The 18433-nt window shown below is 33.5% G+C and carries 18 protein-coding genes; 1 reads left to right on the top strand and 17 read right to left on the bottom strand.

Going from position 1 to position 18433, the window contains the following annotated elements:
• Positions 1 to 7: 7 nt before the first annotated feature.
• From ligA to CS873_RS02590, 17 genes are all read right to left on the bottom strand, one after another.
• A complete protein-coding gene (gene ligA, locus CS873_RS02670; protein WP_425435964.1) occupies positions 8 to 2038 on the bottom strand; it encodes an NAD-dependent DNA ligase LigA in 2031 nt (676 codons plus the stop codon).
• A 9-nt stretch (positions 2039 to 2047) separates the two neighbouring features.
• Positions 2048 to 4291: a DNA helicase PcrA gene (gene pcrA, locus CS873_RS02665; protein WP_099974342.1), complete on the bottom strand. Its 2244-nt coding sequence runs from the start codon at positions 4289 to 4291 to the stop codon at positions 2048 to 2050.
• Positions 4292 to 4413: 122 nt separating this feature from the next.
• Positions 4414 to 5709 (bottom strand): adenylosuccinate lyase, encoded by a 1296-nt coding sequence (gene purB / locus CS873_RS02660; RefSeq protein WP_099974341.1) that lies wholly within the window; start codon positions 5707 to 5709, stop codon positions 4414 to 4416.
• On the bottom strand, positions 5710 to 6840 hold the full coding sequence (locus tag CS873_RS02655) for an ATP-grasp domain-containing protein (protein ID WP_099974340.1): 1131 nt from the start codon (positions 6838 to 6840) through the stop codon (positions 5710 to 5712). It abuts the gene before it with no gap.
• Positions 6841 to 6852: 12 nt separating this feature from the next.
• A complete protein-coding gene (locus CS873_RS02650; RefSeq protein ID WP_099974339.1) occupies positions 6853 to 7428 on the bottom strand; it encodes a xanthine phosphoribosyltransferase in 576 nt (191 codons plus the stop codon).
• A 49-nt stretch (positions 7429 to 7477) separates the two neighbouring features.
• A complete protein-coding gene (locus CS873_RS02645; protein ID WP_099974338.1) occupies positions 7478 to 8107 on the bottom strand; it encodes a glycoside hydrolase family 73 protein in 630 nt (209 codons plus the stop codon).
• Positions 8108 to 8225: 118 nt separating this feature from the next.
• The gene (locus CS873_RS02640; RefSeq protein WP_099974337.1) at positions 8226 to 8426 is read right to left on the bottom strand and encodes a cold-shock protein; all 201 of its coding nucleotides are present in this window, start codon (positions 8424 to 8426) and stop codon (positions 8226 to 8228) included.
• 178 nt (positions 8427 to 8604) lie between these two features.
• Positions 8605 to 9516 (bottom strand): ribokinase, encoded by a 912-nt coding sequence (gene rbsK / locus CS873_RS02635; protein WP_099974336.1) that lies wholly within the window; start codon positions 9514 to 9516, stop codon positions 8605 to 8607.
• A 10-nt stretch (positions 9517 to 9526) separates the two neighbouring features.
• Entirely contained in the window at positions 9527 to 9925 is a 399-nt protein-coding gene (rbsD, locus tag CS873_RS02630; RefSeq protein WP_099974335.1) for a D-ribose pyranase, read from the bottom strand.
• 162 nt (positions 9926 to 10087) lie between these two features.
• Complete coding sequence (locus tag CS873_RS02625) at positions 10088 to 10588, bottom strand: hypothetical protein (RefSeq protein WP_099974334.1); 501 nt, start codon at positions 10586 to 10588, stop codon at positions 10088 to 10090.
• A 146-nt stretch (positions 10589 to 10734) separates the two neighbouring features.
• The gene (locus CS873_RS02620; protein ID WP_099974333.1) at positions 10735 to 11196 is read right to left on the bottom strand and encodes a SprT family protein; all 462 of its coding nucleotides are present in this window, start codon (positions 11194 to 11196) and stop codon (positions 10735 to 10737) included.
• 3 nt (positions 11197 to 11199) lie between these two features.
• The gene (locus tag CS873_RS02615; protein WP_099974332.1) at positions 11200 to 11634 is read right to left on the bottom strand and encodes a hypothetical protein; all 435 of its coding nucleotides are present in this window, start codon (positions 11632 to 11634) and stop codon (positions 11200 to 11202) included.
• 4 nt (positions 11635 to 11638) lie between these two features.
• Complete coding sequence (locus CS873_RS02610; RefSeq protein WP_099975327.1) at positions 11639 to 12601, bottom strand: glycosyltransferase family 2 protein; 963 nt, start codon at positions 12599 to 12601, stop codon at positions 11639 to 11641.
• Positions 12597 to 14063, bottom strand: coding sequence for a glycosyltransferase family 39 protein (locus CS873_RS02605; protein WP_099974331.1), 1467 nt, complete (start codon positions 14061 to 14063; stop codon positions 12597 to 12599). Before CS873_RS02605 ends, CS873_RS02610 begins: the two co-directional genes overlap by 5 nt.
• 144 nt (positions 14064 to 14207) lie before the next feature.
• Positions 14208 to 15026, bottom strand: coding sequence for an NAD(+) synthase (gene nadE, locus CS873_RS02600; RefSeq protein ID WP_099974330.1), 819 nt, complete (start codon positions 15024 to 15026; stop codon positions 14208 to 14210).
• A gap of 2 nt (positions 15027 to 15028) precedes the next feature.
• Entirely contained in the window at positions 15029 to 16501 is a 1473-nt protein-coding gene (locus tag CS873_RS02595; protein ID WP_099974329.1) for a nicotinate phosphoribosyltransferase, read from the bottom strand.
• Between the two features lie 46 nt (positions 16502 to 16547).
• Positions 16548 to 17621 (bottom strand): glycosyltransferase, encoded by a 1074-nt coding sequence (locus CS873_RS02590; RefSeq protein ID WP_099974328.1) that lies wholly within the window; start codon positions 17619 to 17621, stop codon positions 16548 to 16550.
• 62 nt (positions 17622 to 17683) lie between these two features.
• Between CS873_RS02590 and CS873_RS02585 the strand changes: the two genes are divergently transcribed.
• Positions 17684 to 18415 (top strand): WecB/TagA/CpsF family glycosyltransferase, encoded by a 732-nt coding sequence (locus CS873_RS02585; protein ID WP_099974327.1) that lies wholly within the window; start codon positions 17684 to 17686, stop codon positions 18413 to 18415.
• Positions 18416 to 18433: the final 18 nt, after the last annotated feature.

Here is an 18433-nt window from a genome sequence, read left to right as displayed (position 1 = left end):
ATTTCTCCTATTTATCAACGTCTTCTAAATATGTTGATAATGTTGCTTCATCAATAATTTGAATACCTAGATCTTGTGCTTTGGTTAATTTACTACCAGCTTTTTCACCAGCAATAAGAATATCAGTTTTTTTAGTAACAGACCCTGTTACCTTGGCTCCCATATGTTTTAACTTGTCAGCCAATTCAGAACGCTTATACGAATTTAACGTTCCAGTTATAACAACTATTTTATCAGTAAAATGCTCATTTGTTTCATTAGAATTTGAAGTATCTATAAATTCTGTGTTAACTCCTGCATTTTTTATTTCATCAATCAAAATTAAGACATCTTTATTAGCAAAATAAGTTTTCAAACTATTTACTATAGTCCCCCCTATTGTGTTGACTGCAAGAATGTCTTCACTAGGTGCAGCAATGATATTATCTAGTGAACCAAATTCTTCACTTAACAATGTAGCTGCCTTTAACCCAACATGTTGAATTCCTAAACCAAAAATTAGTCTCTCGACTGAATTTGTTTTTGAATTTTCAATAGCATTTAGTAGATTGTTTATTGATTTTTCTTTAAATCCATCTAGTTGAGATAATATTTCTTCATCCAATTTGTATAAATCCGCAACATCTTTAATTAATTTCTTGCTAAATAGTTGCTCGATTATTTTAGGTCCTAGTCCGTCAATATTCATTGCATTTCTAGATGCAAAATGTGTCAATTGTTCCTTAACTTGGGCGGGACATTTAGGATTGATACAACGTATGGCTACTTCATCTTCTAAATGAACCAACTCCGATCCACAAGATGGACAATGCGTAGGAATTTCCAGTTCCACTGAATCTTTTGGTCGTTTGCTTAATACCACTTGTGATACTTCGGGGATGATATCTCCTGCTTTATGAAGTAGTACTGTATCTAGTAGTCTTACATCTTTTTGGCGAATCATATCTATATTGTGTAAAGTAGCTCGAGAAACTGTAGTACCTGCTAAACTAACCGGATCCATAACTGCTGTTGGTGTTAATACACCAGTACGACCAACTGTCCAAGTTACTTCACGTACTACTGTCTCTGATTGTTCTGGTGGGAATTTATAAGCTATTTCCCACCTAGGAACTTTGACAGTATTACCTAACTGTTGTTGTGTCTCCAGATCGTTGACCTTTAAGACAACTCCATCAATACCATAATCCAGATTATCTCGATTGATTTCATACTTCTCGATATACTCATTTACAACTTCCAACCCTTTAGAAACTTTGGCAGTTTCATTGACCATAAAGCCTAATTTTTCAAGTGTTTGAAGTGCCTGTGATTGAGTAGAAACATTCAAAGTATCAAAGGTAACAATTGTATACATGAAGGCATCCAATTTACGATCTGCTGTAATTTGGGGATCTAATTGACGTAATGATCCGGCTGCGGCATTTCTTGGATTAGCAAATACTTGCTGTCCTTCTTTTTCACGTTCTTCATTAATTCGCAAGAATTCTTTTTTAGACATGAAACATTCACCACGAACTTCAATATTCAGAGGCTGCGGTAATTGCTTAGGTATGCTACCAATTGTCATGATATTAGCCGTTACATTCTCACCAGTTGTACCATCTCCACGAGTTGAACCTTCGACTAATTTACCATTTTCATAAATTAATGAGATTGCCAAACCATCGATTTTTAGTTCGACATTGTAATCTACAGGACTGCCTACGTTTTTTACAATCCGATTATCATACTCTTGTAATTCTTCATATGAAAAGACATCCCCCATAGATAACATAGGAATATCATGGGTAACTTTTCCAAGTTTGTCATCAGTAACATCCCCAACTAATTGTGAAGGAGAATCAGGCGTTACTAAATCAGGATATTCGTTTTCAATTTCCAACAAGCGATTATACAAATTATCATAAACATTATCTTCCACCAATGGTGCATCTTTGGTGTAATAAGCATTACGATATTCATTCAGTTGATCTTTTAATTCTGATAATTCTTTTTCAACTTGTTTTTTAGTCAATCCAGCCACAATTTTCCTCACTTTCGTTTGTTACTGTACTTTTGTAATTGGTGCAAATTCTGCTAAGAGACGTTTAATTCCTTGAGAATCAAATGCTACATCTAATTCAGCACTAGAAGCATCTCCTTGAACTTTAACAACTGTTCCAATGCCCCATTTTTTATGTTCTACTTTGTCGCCAATGGCCCAAGAAACTTTTTCTGCTCCTTGTGCACCACTAGCTTTTTTAGCCATGGTAGCTCTTGGACTAGATATATGAGCACTTTCACGACGGCGTTTCATAAATGGTAATTCAGAATTATTAGTACGAGTTGTTCCTAGATTTCCAGCATTAGGATTAGCTTGTTCCAATTTGTCATCATGAATTTCTTCGATAAAACGAGATACTGGGTTATTTTGAACACGACCGTACAACATACGACTGTAAGCATTTGTTACATACAATTTTTGTTCCGCACGTGTTATTCCTACATAAGCCAAACGACGTTCTTCTTCAAGCTCATTTTCATCCATCATTGCTCGAGATAGTGGGAAAATACTTTCTTCCATACCTACTAAAAATACAATTGGAAATTCTAGACCTTTGGCTGCATGAAGGGTCATCATTGTAACTTCTGTCTGACCTTCTTCCAACTCATCTTGATCACTAACTAGAGATAATTCAGTAAGGAACATGTCCAGTCTAGTTTGATCTGCTTCTTCATCTGGTTCATAAGTTTGATCAAATTGTCTTGTAACTGTCAATAATTCTTCAATATTCTCTAATCGTGATTCTGATTCAAGGGTAGCTTGATTCTTCAATTCAGAAACGTAGCCAGAATCGTCTATCAAATCTTGAAGTAATTCTGTCATAGAAAAACTAGCTGCTTTTTTCTGCAATGTTTCTATTAATCTAGAAAAATCACCTAAAGTTTTTCTAGGTTTTGCAGCTAATGAAGATAGTTCAATATTATTTGCTGCTTCTAATAGTGACCAACCGTGCTCATCTGCGTAAGTTTGTAATTTATCAATGGTACCTGGGCCAATACCACGTTTTGGTGAGTTAATAATACGTTGAAAACTCATTGAATCAGCAGGATTAGCTATCAATCTCAAATAAGCCATAATATCTTTGATCTCTTTACGATCATAGAATTTATGTCCACCAATGATTTTATATGGGATATTAGCTTGTAACAGTTTTTCTTCAAAAGAACGAGATTGAGCATTGGTTCTATACAAGATAGCAAAATCACCATACTTATAATTTTTGGCTTCTAATTCTTTAATCTGACTGACAACGTATAGCGCCTCATCAGACTCTGATTGACCTCGATAATAAGTGATTTTTTCTCCAACCTTATTATCTGTCCATAATGCTTTGTCTTTTCGATTTGTATTATTGTTGATAACTTCGTTTGCTGCATCAAGTATTGTTTGTGTAGAACGATAATTTTGTTCAAGTTTGATAGTTTTAGCTTCTGGATAATCATCTTCAAAATCAAGAATATTTTGCATATTAGCTCCACGCCAACCATAGATACTTTGATCCGCATCACCAACAACACAGATGTTGCGATTCTTTGCAGCTAATTGATTTACTAGCTTATATTGTGCGGCGTTAGTATCTTGATACTCGTCAACGTGAATATATTGAAATTTATTTTGGTAAAACTCTAAAACATCTTTATTTGTATCAAAAAGTATACTTGTCTGCATGATCAAATCATCAAAATCTAGAGATTGATTTTTTTCCATTTCTTTGGAATATGCATCATAACAAGTAGCAACTATTTGTTCAAAGGGTGAACCATTCTTCTTAGCATAATCTTCAGGTGTCAATAATTCATTTTTAGCATTGCTAATAGCACCCAAAATTGCTCGAGGATCATACTTTTTCGGATCAAGATTTTTTTCCTTCAAGATCCTCTTCATAAGAGTTCTTTGTTCTGCAGGGTCTGCAATGGTAAATGATGTATTTATACCTAATTTATCAATGTCTCTTCTTAAAATACGGACACACAATGAGTGAAATGTTGAAACCCAGACATCATTTGCACCATCCAAAAGATTGCCGATTCTCTCTCGCATTTCTTTTGCTGCTTTGTTTGTAAAAGTAATTGCCAAAATACGCCATGGCATAACATTTTCATGTTCGATTAAATACGCAACTCTATGAGTTAGTACTCGTGTTTTTCCACTTCCGGCACCTGCCATAATTAGTAGTGGACCTTGAGTTGTTTGTACTGCTTTTTTCTGCTGATCATTCATACCAGTCAATAGATCATTATCCATTTTTATACAACCTCTAATCCTTATTAAATCAACATTTGTAAAAAAATCATCTACTTAATATATTACCAAATTTTCAATAATAATAACACCAATAGAAAAAGGTTGAAGCAATTGCTTCAACCTTATTTGATGCCTACTCTATTAAAAATGTCATCTACATGTTTTAAATGCCAATTGTAATCAAAGGCATCGTCCAAATCTTTCTCGGATAGTTTTGAAGTAACACGCTCATCATTTTCCAATAATGTGCGGAAATCTTTTTGTTCATCCCAAACCTGTGCTGTCTTTGGTTGAACTAAATCATAAGCTTCTTCACGACTATATCCAGCTTCAACTAACTTCAAAAGAACACGTTGAGAGAAGATAAGTCCATGTGTTTTATTCATATTTTCTAGCATCTGATCTGGGAAAACAGTCAAATCCTTAACTATTTTGGTAAATCTAGTCAAAATATAATCCAACAATGAAGTTGAATCAGGAATGATAATTCTTTCAGCTGAACTGTGTGAAATATCTCTTTCATGCCACAATGGAACATCTTCCAAAGCAGTTATTGAGTTCCCTCGGATAACTCTAGCCAAACCAGTCACATTCTCTGATCCAATAGGATTCCTTTTGTGTGGCATAGCTGATGAACCCTTCTGACCAGCTGCAAAAAATTCTTCAGTTTCACGTACTTCGGTTCTCTGAAGATGTCTAACTTCTAAGGCAAATCGTTCTATCGATGTAGCTATCAATGCCATAGTTTGGACATATTCAGCGTGTAAATCACGAGGCAACACCTGTGTTGAAATCTCTTGAGCATTGATTCCTAATTTTTTACAAATGATTGCTTCAACTTCAGGGGAAATATTAGCAAAACTACCCACTGCACCTGATATTTTACCTGTCTCAACACCCTTAGATGCATGATCAAATCTTTTGATATCACGTTTTATTTCTGAATACCAATTAGCTAAAACCAAGCCAAATGTAGTTGGCTCGGCATGAACCCCATGAGTTCTACCAATCATTACAGTATCTTTATATTCTAAAGCTTTATTTTTTACTACTTCTAAAAAGTTTTGTAGGTCCTCACGGATAATATCATTTGCTTGCTTGATTAAGTATCCATAAGCAGTATCTACAACATCAGTCGATGTCAATCCGAAGTGAACCCACTTTCGTTCAGCTCCTAGATATTTGGAAACATCTCTAGTAAAAGCAACTACATCATGCTTAGTTTCTTTTTCAATTTCCAAAATTTCTGCAACATCAAATTTAGCGTTCTGAGCTACCAATCTTGCATCTTCAGCAGGAATTTCTCCTACCTCACTCCACGCTTCAACGGCGGCTATCTCAACATCTAGCCAAGCTTGATACTTGTTCTCATCTGTCCAAATTGGTGCCATCTTCATAGTAACGTAGCGATCGATCATTTAATCCACTCTCCAAATTTTAGTTGATGAAATATCTGAATCCAAGTCTTCGGAATTATCTGCAACTACTGAGATAAATCCAACATCTCGATTATCTAAATTCATTTCTTTAAAACCGGTGTAATAATTAAATTTCCATTGTTGCTTTGTTTCTAACAATTCCAAACTTTGAGCAAGAGTTCCTTCAATGATTTTTAGAGTAGCAGCGTCTACTCGTGGATATATTTCAGGGATAGGCCAATCACAAATAGCTCGCAAATGTATCTCAAATTGAGAAACTCCTGTAGCCTCATTGTAAACATTGGCTGAATAATTAATTCCAGGATAGATTCTCTTGACATAAAGGACATCATTATCAGAAATAATAAAACCTATCCCAAATATACCTACATAGTCGATGTTCTCTGCAATCTGAATAGCCACTGATTGTATCTCAGCTTCTAGACTGGGATCATTCTTTTGGTAAAGAAGAGAACTCATTAGAGTCTTGCCATCATAAATATCCTTAATCATAGGGAAAGTATGAACTTTTCCATCGATACTCTTACTAATCATGATAGAAAATTCTTCTTTGGTAGAAATCCATGCTTCTAGAATATAAGTTCCAGACTTCAATAAATTATCTACTTGAGACAAATCTTGCTCTCTATATAAGATTACGTTTTTTAGTTTAGATTGGTACTTGCGAATTGGCTTTAATATACACGGAAAACCGATCATCGATACTGCTTTTTGAACGTCATCTTTTGATGCAACAGCAAAAAAAGGTGGTACATTGACGTTCAATTTGTTCAAAAAAGTTCTTTCAATATATCGATCTTGAACAATAGACAATAAATAAGAACCCTGTGCAACATTATATTTTTTCTCCAATTGAGACAATATAACACTGTCAAAGTCTTCATCCATATACAACAAAATATCTGATCTTTGACCTATTTCGTCTAGGTTATTTATATTTTCTAATTCTCCAATTAGGAAAAAATCGGCTCCGGTTGTTGCTATATCATTTTCATCTTTAGTCAAAAGAACAGTTCTAAAGCCCATTCTTTTAGCTTCAATTTCCAATAGATATGTTTCACTACCGCCACCAATTATTCCAAGGGTCTTACCAGGTGTAACAAATGCCATACGCAACCATCCTTACTCTTCTTCAAAAATTACTTGACCATCTTTAAACTCTTTAATTCTAGCTAGAGAATACACTGGTATTCCTTGATCATCAATTAATTTACGTCCGATTTGGAATGTCTTTTCGATTACAATTCCGATCCCAACTAGGTTAGAACCCGCATCTTTAATGATGTCATTTAGTCCATTGACAGCTTGACCATTTGCCAAAAAGTCATCAATGATCAATACATTATCATCTGCAGACAAATATTTTTTAGCAATACTAATATGATTAGATGTTTTCTTTGTGTATGAATACACTTCAGCTGTATACAAATCATCGTTCAAAGTAACAGATTTGTGTTTACGGGCAAAAACTACAGGAACGCCAAATTTTAGTCCAGCCATGACAGCTGGTGCAATCCCTGATGATTCCACTGTCAAAATTTTATCTACTTTTTTATCACCAAAATGTTGATAAAATTCTTCGCCCATTCTTTCCATAAGCATTGGATCTACTTGATGATTTAAAAAACTATCTACTTTTAAAACATCTTCACCTAGTACTTGACCATCTTTTTGAATTCTTTCTTCAAGTTCTCTCAAAATCACATCTCCCAGATTATATTAGTTAAAGTCTATCATACTTTGATTTTCACTTTATATCGACATCATATTTTTTTAAATTATATTTTTGTATCAACCTAATTATCTTAGTTGTATACGTTGGATCTGTTGCATATCCGTCTGTCTGTAACCCTACTGCTGCAGAAATATAGTCCTGTGCTCCGGTCACATGTTGATACTGGTTGGCATTCCATGTAGTTCCATTTGCGAGCAAAATAGCATGAGCTTTCATAGACTCTCGATAGTCTGAATAAACTCTGAATCGACCATTTACTTCTATCCATTGGCCATTTTCAAATTCTTTTGTCTTCAAAACAACACTATCCGAATCCGATGTGCCTTTTATACCAAAATAGTTATTGTACTTACTTGCTAAAGTACTGTTACCCCAGTCACTTTCTAAAATAGATTGTGCAATTGTGATACTCGGTAATATACCGTACTCTTTACCCAGTTCAATCGAATATGGTGCTGTTTTCTTAATGAAAGCATTGCGTTCTTCTCTAACTAACTCTGCTTGATTTTCTTTGTTTTTTTCTTGGTATTTATTAAAGCCAAAAAAGATTAATAAAATGGCAACAAAAAAAAGAACAATAGATATTATTGCTACGTCTTTTTGATGTTTGCTTTTTCTAGTTGATTTTCTTCTTTTAGCCACTTAGTATTTCCTTTTTTCTTTATTGATTTCTATCTATTATAAATGATTAATCAGTTTGATGGGATTTTTTATATAAAAAAAAGACCAACTCTGCGAGTTGATCTTAAAAAACTAAAAATTAGTCTTTATTTACGTTTGAAGCTTGTGGTCCACGATCTGAATCTTCGATATCGAATGATACAGCTTGACCTTCTTCAAGAGTTTTGTAACCATCACCTTGGATAGCTGAGAAGTGAACGAATACGTCACTTCCATCTTCACGAGTTAAGAAACCATAACCCTTTTCTGCGTTAAACCATTTTACTGTTCCATGTTCCATCAGACTATTCCTCCTGGGAAAAAAATAAATTTGTGCATCATACGTGGTACTTTATGGAAGATAGCCATCAAAACCATACAACCCCATCAACTAACCAACTACAATACAAGATATATAATATCATGTGTAACGGGTCTTTACAAACATAAACGCCTAATTTTTTAAATCAATTTTTTTATTAAAAATTAATTTTACTTTTATGAGGTATTGAGTTTTGTGCACCTTGTTCTTGTACCGTGATTGACGATGCTTTACTTGCTATTTTCATAGCTTCCTCAATATTACTCATATTTTTTTCAAGGTTAGCTGATAGATAACCAATGAATGTATCTCCAGCTGCAGTTGTATCAACTGCCTTAACTTTAAAGGCGTCAACAAATCCACTCTTACCATCTTTGAATGAATAGAATGATCCTTTGTCACCAACAGTAATAACAACTGTTCCCACACCCATTTCGTGCAATGCATCAGCTGCTTTTTGCATTGAAGCTTCATCTTCAACTTTTACACCAGTGATGATTTCTGCTTCTGTTTCATTAGGTGCAATAACATCAGACAATGCAATAAGTTCTGCAGGTATTTCTTTTTTAGCAGGAGCAGGATTTAAAATTGTAACAACTCCATTATCTTTAGCAACTTTAAATGCTTCTGTAATAGTTTCTAAAGGAACTTCAAATTGAGCAATGATACAGTCAGCTTCAGCGATAAAATCCTTTGTATCATCAATTTCTGCAGGTGTAATTGCTTGATTAGCTCCACCATATACCAAAATACTATTTTGACCATTTTCGTCTAAGAGAATATAGGCTTTACCTGTACCAACATTCTCATCAACAATAACGTGTTCCATATTCAAACCATCCTTTTTGAATGTTTCAAACATGAAATCAGCGGCGTGATCACCACCAACTTTAGAAATAAATGATGCTTCCGCACCTGCTCGAACGGCAGCAATTGCTTGATTAGCACCCTTTCCACCACCAGCGACTGAACGATCTGTCATTGCCATAGTTTCTCCTGGTAAAGGTAATCTTTCAATATTTAAAATAGTATCAACATTAGTTGATCCTAAAACAACAATTTTTTTCATTATTTTCTCCTTAAAATACTACGCCACTTTCTAGCAAAATATTTGAATATGGTGTTTCTTCACCTGTTCTAATGAAAGCTTTTGATTTGCTCAAATCTTTCTTCATTTGTTCATGTGGTATGAATTCAATTTCTACTTTATCGCCCATCAATTTCTTAACAGCCGCTAATTGTTCTGGGTTTTGTGTTTTCATTTCTTCGGCTAAGAAAATTCTTTGTACTTCTAATTCACTGATTACATTTTCTAAAACTTGCATAAAACTAGGAATACCAGCTTCAACTGCTAAATCAATACGTTCTGTATCATCTGGAATAGGCATACCCGCATCACCGATACCTAAAGTATCGAAGTGGCCCATTTGAGAGATAACTCTTGATATATCTGAATTAATTACTCTTGAATTCTTCATAGTAAAATCCTCCATTGAAATCGTTTACAGTGATAATATAGCATTCGTGAATTAATTAGTAAACACCAATTTTAAAATTAGTACGGTCCAATTCGAAAATAGTTTTATCGCATTGTAGATAAATTTATGGATAAAATAAAAAAATCACACAATTGTGTGATTTTAAAATGACATTGTTACTGATTCTGATCTAACATCTGGAGCTTGTATAAATTCATCTGTTGCTACACGGAAATAATGATGACCTCTTGTGTTCATTAGTTGATCAGAATACCAATATGTATTTGCAGATAACATTCTATTTGGAATCTCTTCTCCCTTAAAGTTATACAATTTTGTAGTATCTTTTAGTGATGTTCCCAAAACTTCAATTCTCTCTTGATACAAATATGATTGCTCAGAGCTTGTATATTCATCTTGCCCTACTTGATAGAAGAATAACCCACCATCTACCAGTTGGTCCCCTAATTTCCACTGAGTATTTGCAGGGATAGTCAAATTTGTTAATTCTTCAGAATGGTCATATATTTGAGATGGAGAACTTACAGTATCTACATAATAATCATCTGAAGTAATGCTTTGAGCTTTCACGGAGGTTAAACTAAATATAAATCCCGCTAAAAGACAAGATATTAAAATTAAATATCTATATCCTTTTTTCATTTTCTTACTCTTTCCGAGATTCCGCCTAAAGTGTACAATCGACAATTTACATTTTCAATTAACTAAATTTATATAATAAAAAAAGAAGCTCTATTCATTAATTTAAGGGCTTCTTTCAAGTATTTTTGTTTAGTATATCTGAACATTTAATGATTTATATCTTTAACAAAGATTAGTTTGCCACCACATTTACCACAAACATATCGCTTAGTATCTATCTTTTTTACACGTAAATACTCTAGACCACAGTTTGAGCAAATATACTGGTGTCTTGTCCTCGATTTAACCGTAGATTTCATAGGTGGTGCATACCTTGATCCACCTACTTTTTTCAAAAGATGTTTAAATTCTTTATCTTTATGTTGTGATGGTAAGCCACTGATATACAAATGATAATGTACTAATTCATGCTTAATCACACCAATCAATTCATCTTTACCATACTTGTCTAAAATTTTAGGATTTATATCAATATGTTTATCTTTTAAATGGAATCTTCCACCAGTAGTTTGTAGTCGATTGTTAAAATTTGCCTTATGAATAAAAGGTTTCCCAAAGTAGTTTTGGGAAACCTTTTTTATTAATTCTGTTAATTCTTTATCTGTCATTAATTACATGTTTTGAGTCAACTTTTGGATTTGATATGAGAACTTGTCCATATACTTATCTTGAGTTGCTTCAGACTCTCCAAATTTCTTTTTATTTACTTTTCTGCCTTTTCCTAAACTCTTAGTCATTTCTGTACATCCTTCAACATATGAACGGAAAGAGTTTACTAGAGACATATGTGTTCCCATCATTCTTGCTGGTGCCTTCGCATCTTCTAAGTTTTGCAAAACTGTTTTGTATTCTTTTGTTCCAGCAGAAAAGTCCTTACGAATTTTTTCGTATTCTATTTCATCCATTTCTGCCAAAGTTCCAGCTTCGACTTCTTTTTTGATAACTTCGAATTCTGGATTTAAGATGTCTTGTTGTTTTTCAATAACAGCAATTGCATCATTGATAGCTTGACCATATTTCATTGCTTTTAGTTGTGCTTGATTCATTTTTTTAATTCTCCATGTTTTTCTTTTCTAAATATATGTCACGTTCAATTGTATAGCGGGGACGATTCTTTACTTCACTGAATATTTTACCAACATATTCACCGATGACACTTATACAAATCAATTGTACTCCGCCTAGTGCCCAGATGGATATCATTAGAGATGACCAGCCCGAAACAACTTGTCCTCTTACTTTGCTAACGATTGTATAGATTAATAATATGATACTTATTATAACAATTGTAAATCCTAGTCCCATGATCATCTTAATTGGAACAATAGAAAACGAAGTAATTCCATCAACAGCAAATTTTACCATTTTACGTAGTGGATATTTTGATTCTCCTGCAAATCTCTCTTTTCTAGCATAATAGACTTTTGAAGATTTAAATCCCACCATGGGAACAATGCCACGTAAAAATAAGTTTTGTTCTTTATAACTTAGAAGAACTTCCACAGCACGTTTGCTCATCAATCTAAAGTCAGCAGAATCCGGAACCATTTTGACTCCCAGCCAACCCATTATTTTATAAAACAATTCTGCTGTATTTCTTTTAAATGCTGTATCCGTATCACGATTATTCCTGACACCATATACTACTTCATTGCCCTTTTCGAACTCGTCAACCATCTCAATAATTGCATTTACATCATCTTGTAAATCAGCATCAATAGTTACAACAGCATCAGAGTCACGATATACAGAATCTATACCCGCTAATAAAGCGCCTTGATGACCAAAATTGCGGCTCAACTTCACGCCAGCAATATTAGGATAATCCCTTGAAAATTGTTCAATCATTGGCCATGTTTGATCCTTGCTCCCGTCATCAACATAAACAATTTTACTATCACTACTGATTTTTTGACTATTTAGTAGTTTTTCATATACACCATTAAGTTCCTTGGTTGTTTCTCCTAGGACCTCTTCCTCGTTATAACAAGGTACGACAATACTTAATTTAATCAATTTGTTTCTCTTTTCTGGTCAAATTATTTTTTATAATCTGTATAATACCTTCAATACCTACACTAGCTATAATAGCCAGGACTGGCACAAATTCTATACGATAACGTCCTTGAACTTCAATCAATAGCTCAATAACAACATATGCCATCAATGGCAAAATCAATAAGTACATCCCTTTATGATTATATCTTAATTTAAATAAGCGCAAAGAGCCAATAAATGAAAATAGAATTATCAAAATACTTCCCAAATACGCAACATAATTAGTCCAGTTAATCGTCTCTAACTTATGACTATCATAATACCCAGTAAAGTCAGTGGCGTTAGATCTTTTGGACCACATAATTGCATTTTTATTCCAGAATAATGGCAACCATTTGTTATTATCGGTCAACCACTTGGATTCTTGCTTTACTATTCTCTTTTCTTGCTTAGCCATTTCTGCACGGCTATCTTTCATATTAAATTGGCTAGCTAATACAGAATCGTATGCACCCGCAGAATTATAATCTAACCCAACTACAAATTTCCATTCTGAATCTCGATTGGATAAACCATATTCATTTAGTCCACTTGATTTTATAAGTGCTGAAGCACCATTAAATATAACTAAGTATAGTAGCAAGGTAATAGCTAATTTATAGAGTGAAGACAAATCGAACTTAGAATCTTTGAACATCTGATAAATTAATACAAATACTACGATTCCAGCAATAATAACTGGGCCAATTGGCCGAACAACACTACCAACTCCAAGAGTTATACCAGCAACTGCATAGCTCCAATATTTATTTTTAAGTATTAGGTAAAAAGTTAATAGGAAAAACATTGTTCCTATATATTGATTGTTAGTTTGACTAGATAAAGCAAGCCAATCAAGATCAATCATCAAAATAAATGTCGCAATTCTAGCCATTTTGATGTTATCAAAGATTTCAATAACCAACAAATATACCAGAACCAGAATAACTACCTGATAAAAAACATTTAACAACTGAATTGCTAAAATATGAGCACCAAAAATTTTAACAACTAACATTACATATGTTAAAAATCCCGTTTGGTATGCCCATTTAGCAAAGTAATCATTATCCATAGAATATAATTTTTCGCCTTTTAAAGCTCCTGGTGCATTTGACCAAAAACCTGCAAAATCACTAAATTGCTGTTTGGGTACAAAGCCTAACCACCAAATAGAAATTCCCACAAAAATTAGCAGAATAATTCCTATTATTGTCCAGTTTAGCCAAACAGAATCAATTCTTATTCTATACAAAAAGTAGCTAACAAATAGTACTGCCAATATAGCAAAGATAAAAACTATCCAATAGTTTCTTGGTGTTGTAGTCAAATAAACTTTATACAGATATTGTGCAGATCTCACTAGAACAGCTGTTGTAAATAAAAAAAGACAAGCTAATACAATATTGCTGATAATATTCTGAGTTTTTTTTAACATTCCCTTGATACCTAACCTTACAATTTTCAGTAACTAACAAAATTATATTGAAAATCTTTATTAATAAACAGTGATTTGTATAAATTAAAATACTTTCTTAAATGATTGCCTTTTCCAAATAAAAAAAGACATCTTACGATGTCTTTAAATATCAAAAACTGTATAGGGTTGATCTCTCTTGTGAGATGTCTTTTGATACCAATTTTCTATAATTTCAGCGTCATGTTCAGAAACATCTTTTCCTTCAAGATAATCATCAATTGCTTTATAACCTACCCCTAAGGCAACATCATCTGGTAATGAAGGGCGATCTTCTTCAAGATCAGCTGTTGGTGTCTTTTCATATAGATATGAAGGAGCATTTAATTTTTCGAGCATTGATCGACCTTGGCGCTTGTCCAAACGGAACAATGGCAAAATATCTGCAGCTCCATCACCATATTTAGTATAGAAACCAGTAATATTTTCGGCTGCATGATCAGTACCAATGACAACACCCTTTGTATCTCCGGCTATAGCAAACTGAGCGATCATTCTTGATCGAGCTTTGATATTTCCTTTGTTAAAATCACTCATATTCAAACCGCTAACTTCAATGGCTTTGACCATTGCATCAACGCTTTCCTTGATATTTACACGTACAGTTTCATCCGCTTCCATCCATTCGATAGCTGCCATAGCATCTGACTCGTCAGCTTGTTCTCCGTATGGTAATCGCATTGCAATGAACTTATATTCAGAATCTCCAGTCTCTTCACGTAATTCAGTTATAGCGATTTCAGCAAGTTTACCAGCTAATGTGGAATCTTGACCACCTGAAATTCCCAAAACTAGTGTTTTGAGAAATGAATTCTTTTTTAGATAGTTTTTTATAAAATCTATTGATCGGCGAATTTCAGTTTCCGGATCAATAGTTGGTTGTGTCTTTTCATAAGCAATAATTTCTTTTTGCATAGGTCTCATTATTATTCACCTGATTTTATATTATTAACAGAGTTACGAATTTTTTCGATATATTTCATTTTGTGACTATACAAGTTAGATGACAAATCTACTGGATATGTTTGTGGATTTAAAATTCGCTTATACTCGTCCCATAGTGAATCCAAGTTTTTAGCGCAATATTCTTTAATTTCTTTAACTGTTGGCAAATCATAAATCAATTTACCATCTATATAAATATCTTGTAGTACTGGTGTTGCAGTGAAATCTTCAACAGTTTTATTGATATATGTATATTGAGGATGGAACATAAATAGCGACTCGTGATCTCTTGGATCTTCATTACCAAATGTAATATAGTCCCCTTCGGATTTGTCGTCCTCCAGGTTATTAGTAATTCTCCAAACCTGTTTTTTACCTGGTGTAGAAATTTTAGCAGCATTACTTGAAAGCTTCAAAGTATCCATCATATTGCCTTTTTCATCTTCAATACTTACAAGCTTGTATACGGCTCCAAGAGCTGGCTGATCAAAAGCTGTGATATTTTTGGTCCCAATACCCCAAACATCTATCTTAGCTCCCTGCATTTTCAAGTTTTGGATAGTATCTTCGTCCAAGTCATTAGAAGCATAAATTTTAGCATCTGTAAATCCTGCTTCATCTAGTTGTTCCCTAACACGCTTTGAGATGTATGCCATATCACCAGAATCAATACGTACACCTTGAAAATTGATTTTGTCACCCATTTCTTTTGCTACACGAATAGCGGTTGGTACACCGCTCTTTAGAGTGTCATAAGTATCAACTAAAAATACACAATTTTTATGAGTTTCAGCATACGCATTAAAGGCTTCATATTCATCTTGATATGTTTGAACTAGAGCATGTGCATGTGTTCCTGAAATTGGAATCCCAAACAATTTACCTGCCAAAACATTACTAGTAGCATCAAATCCCGCGATGTATGAGGCACGACTACCCCAAATAGCTGCATCTATTTCTTGTGCACGGCGTGATCCAAATTCTAAAACAGGGTCAGTCCCACTGACTGCTTTAATACGAGACGCTTTAGTAGCAACCAAAGTTTGATAATTGATAATGTTCAAAACAGCAGTTTCAATCAGTTGGCACTGTGCTAATGGTCCCTCAACTTGGAAGATTGGTTCTTCATTGAAAACCAGATCTCCCTCTTTAGCAGATCGAATGGTACAACTAAAATTAAAATCTTTCAGCCATTTTAAAAAGTCTTCATCAAACTCACCGTATTCACGTAAGTAGTCAATATCTGAATCTGTAAATTTAAGATTCTTTAGGTAAGAAACTACATGTTCAAGCCCTGCAAAAACTGCAAAACCATTACCAAAGGGTATATTTCTGAAATAACATTCAAAGACTGCATTTCTCTTATGTAATCCCTTTTTCCAATATGTGTACATCATATTTAATTCATAATAATCTGTGTGTAGAGTCAAATCAGAATGCTCGTATTGGGTCATCATATCTTCCTTTAAATACAATTATTTCTTGTTATTATAACATTTATCATCTAGATAGTAATTTACTGTACCCTTGATCAAATTTTTGAGCTAATTTATCAATGGAGAAATTATTCTTTACATCATCAAATAATTTAAATCCTTTATTATCTAAAGTACCATTTTGATAGCTAGCATAGGCATCATTCAAAGCTGCAACCAATTCATCAACGTTTTCCGATTCAACTAACCATCCGTTATTGTTGTTAATAAGTTTTGATGTAGCACCAACATTTGTGGCAATAACTGGACGTGCATATTGTGCTGATTCAAAGTAAACTGCTGGCAAACTTTCTGATTTTGAAGTCAAAATAGTAATGTCATTTGACTGATAGTAGTCACCAGTATTTTCGTGGAATCCAGCAAAATCGACCTTATCAGCGATATTCAATTCTTTAGAATATGCTTGTAATTCTGCTAACATTGGCCCGTCACCAACTAAAGTTAGCTTGGAATCAAAATTAACTTTACTCAATGCTAATAATAATAATCTATGATTTTTTATTTCAACTAATCGTGCAACTTCCAAAATACTAAATATCTTTTGTTTAGTAGGCTTAATTCCTAAATTTTTAAATTCAATTGCATTAAATACTTCAAATAAATTATCTTGATTAATACCATTGTCTTCAAAATATTCAACCAGATCAGGATTAATATAGAAAATAAAATCTGCTTTTTTTAGAGCGCTCATATTTAACTTGATCATAATGGAGCCCTTTAATCCTGAAAAATCGATCCTAGGATCAGAATGGACAGTAATCGCCCATTTAGCTGATATTTTTTTAGAAATTCTAGATACTAAAAAATTTGCTCTAGGTCCATGAGTAGTAACAACATCAAAATTATTCTTATTAATATAATCTTTCATACGACTTAATATCGACAAATCAAATCGTTGTTTCTGAGGTAATACAATAACATCTAAGCCATTATCTCTAGCCATTTGAGAAACTGGCCCTTCTTGAAATGTCATCAGAGTAGCATCAACTCCAATATTTTTTTGGCCCTTCATCAAATTAATAATATATGTACGAGCTCCACCGTCTTCATTTCCAGCGTTAATATGTAATACTCTCATGAATTTATACCTCTCATTAAACTTTCTTGTGTATAATAAATGATATCGTAAAGGAGAATTATATGCACAATAATAAAGTAAATATTTTAGGAACTTATTTTGACAATTTTACAGTTGAATCATTCCACCAACAACTAATTGATGATATAAAAAATAAAAATAATCGCTTTATCGTAACTCCTAACCCTGAAATTGTCTTAAATGCTCGTGATGACAAGAATTTTCAAAATATAATTAACCAAAATGCTGACTACGTTATCCCTGATGGTATCGGAATAATCAAAGGTGCCAACAAATTAGGAACCCCTCTACCAGAAAGAATCACTGGTTTTGATACAACAATGTTCTTGATAGAGGAAGCTAATAAACAAGGTCTAAAACTTTACATTCTAGGTTCTACCAATGAAGTTATAACTGCCAGTGCTAACAGAATTAAATCTGAATTTTCAAACGTAAAATTAGTTGGTTACAATGACGGTTACTTTAAAGATGAACAAAAAATCGTTGACGAAATTAAAGAAAAACAGCCAGATATTGTTCTTGTTGCCTTAGGATCACCTAAACAAGAAATTTTCATCAATAATCATCGAGATGTAAGTGACGCTATCTGGATTGGTATTGGAGGATCATTTGATGTATTTTCTGGTACTAAGAAAAGAGCTCCTAAACTTATTCAGAAGCTTGGATTAGAGTGGTTCTATCGTTTTGCAATTGAACCCTCAAGATTCATAAGAATGCTAGCTATCCCAAAATATTTGAGATTAATTAATCAAGAAAATAAAAAAAACATGTAGGAAAATTCCTACATGTTT

Source organism: Companilactobacillus metriopterae (assembly GCF_002762335.1).
In the GTDB taxonomy this organism is placed as follows: domain Bacteria; phylum Bacillota; class Bacilli; order Lactobacillales; family Lactobacillaceae; genus Companilactobacillus; species Companilactobacillus metriopterae.
The sequence above is the reverse complement of the archived record's forward strand: the minus strand, read 5'-3'. Positions and strand labels throughout refer to the sequence as shown.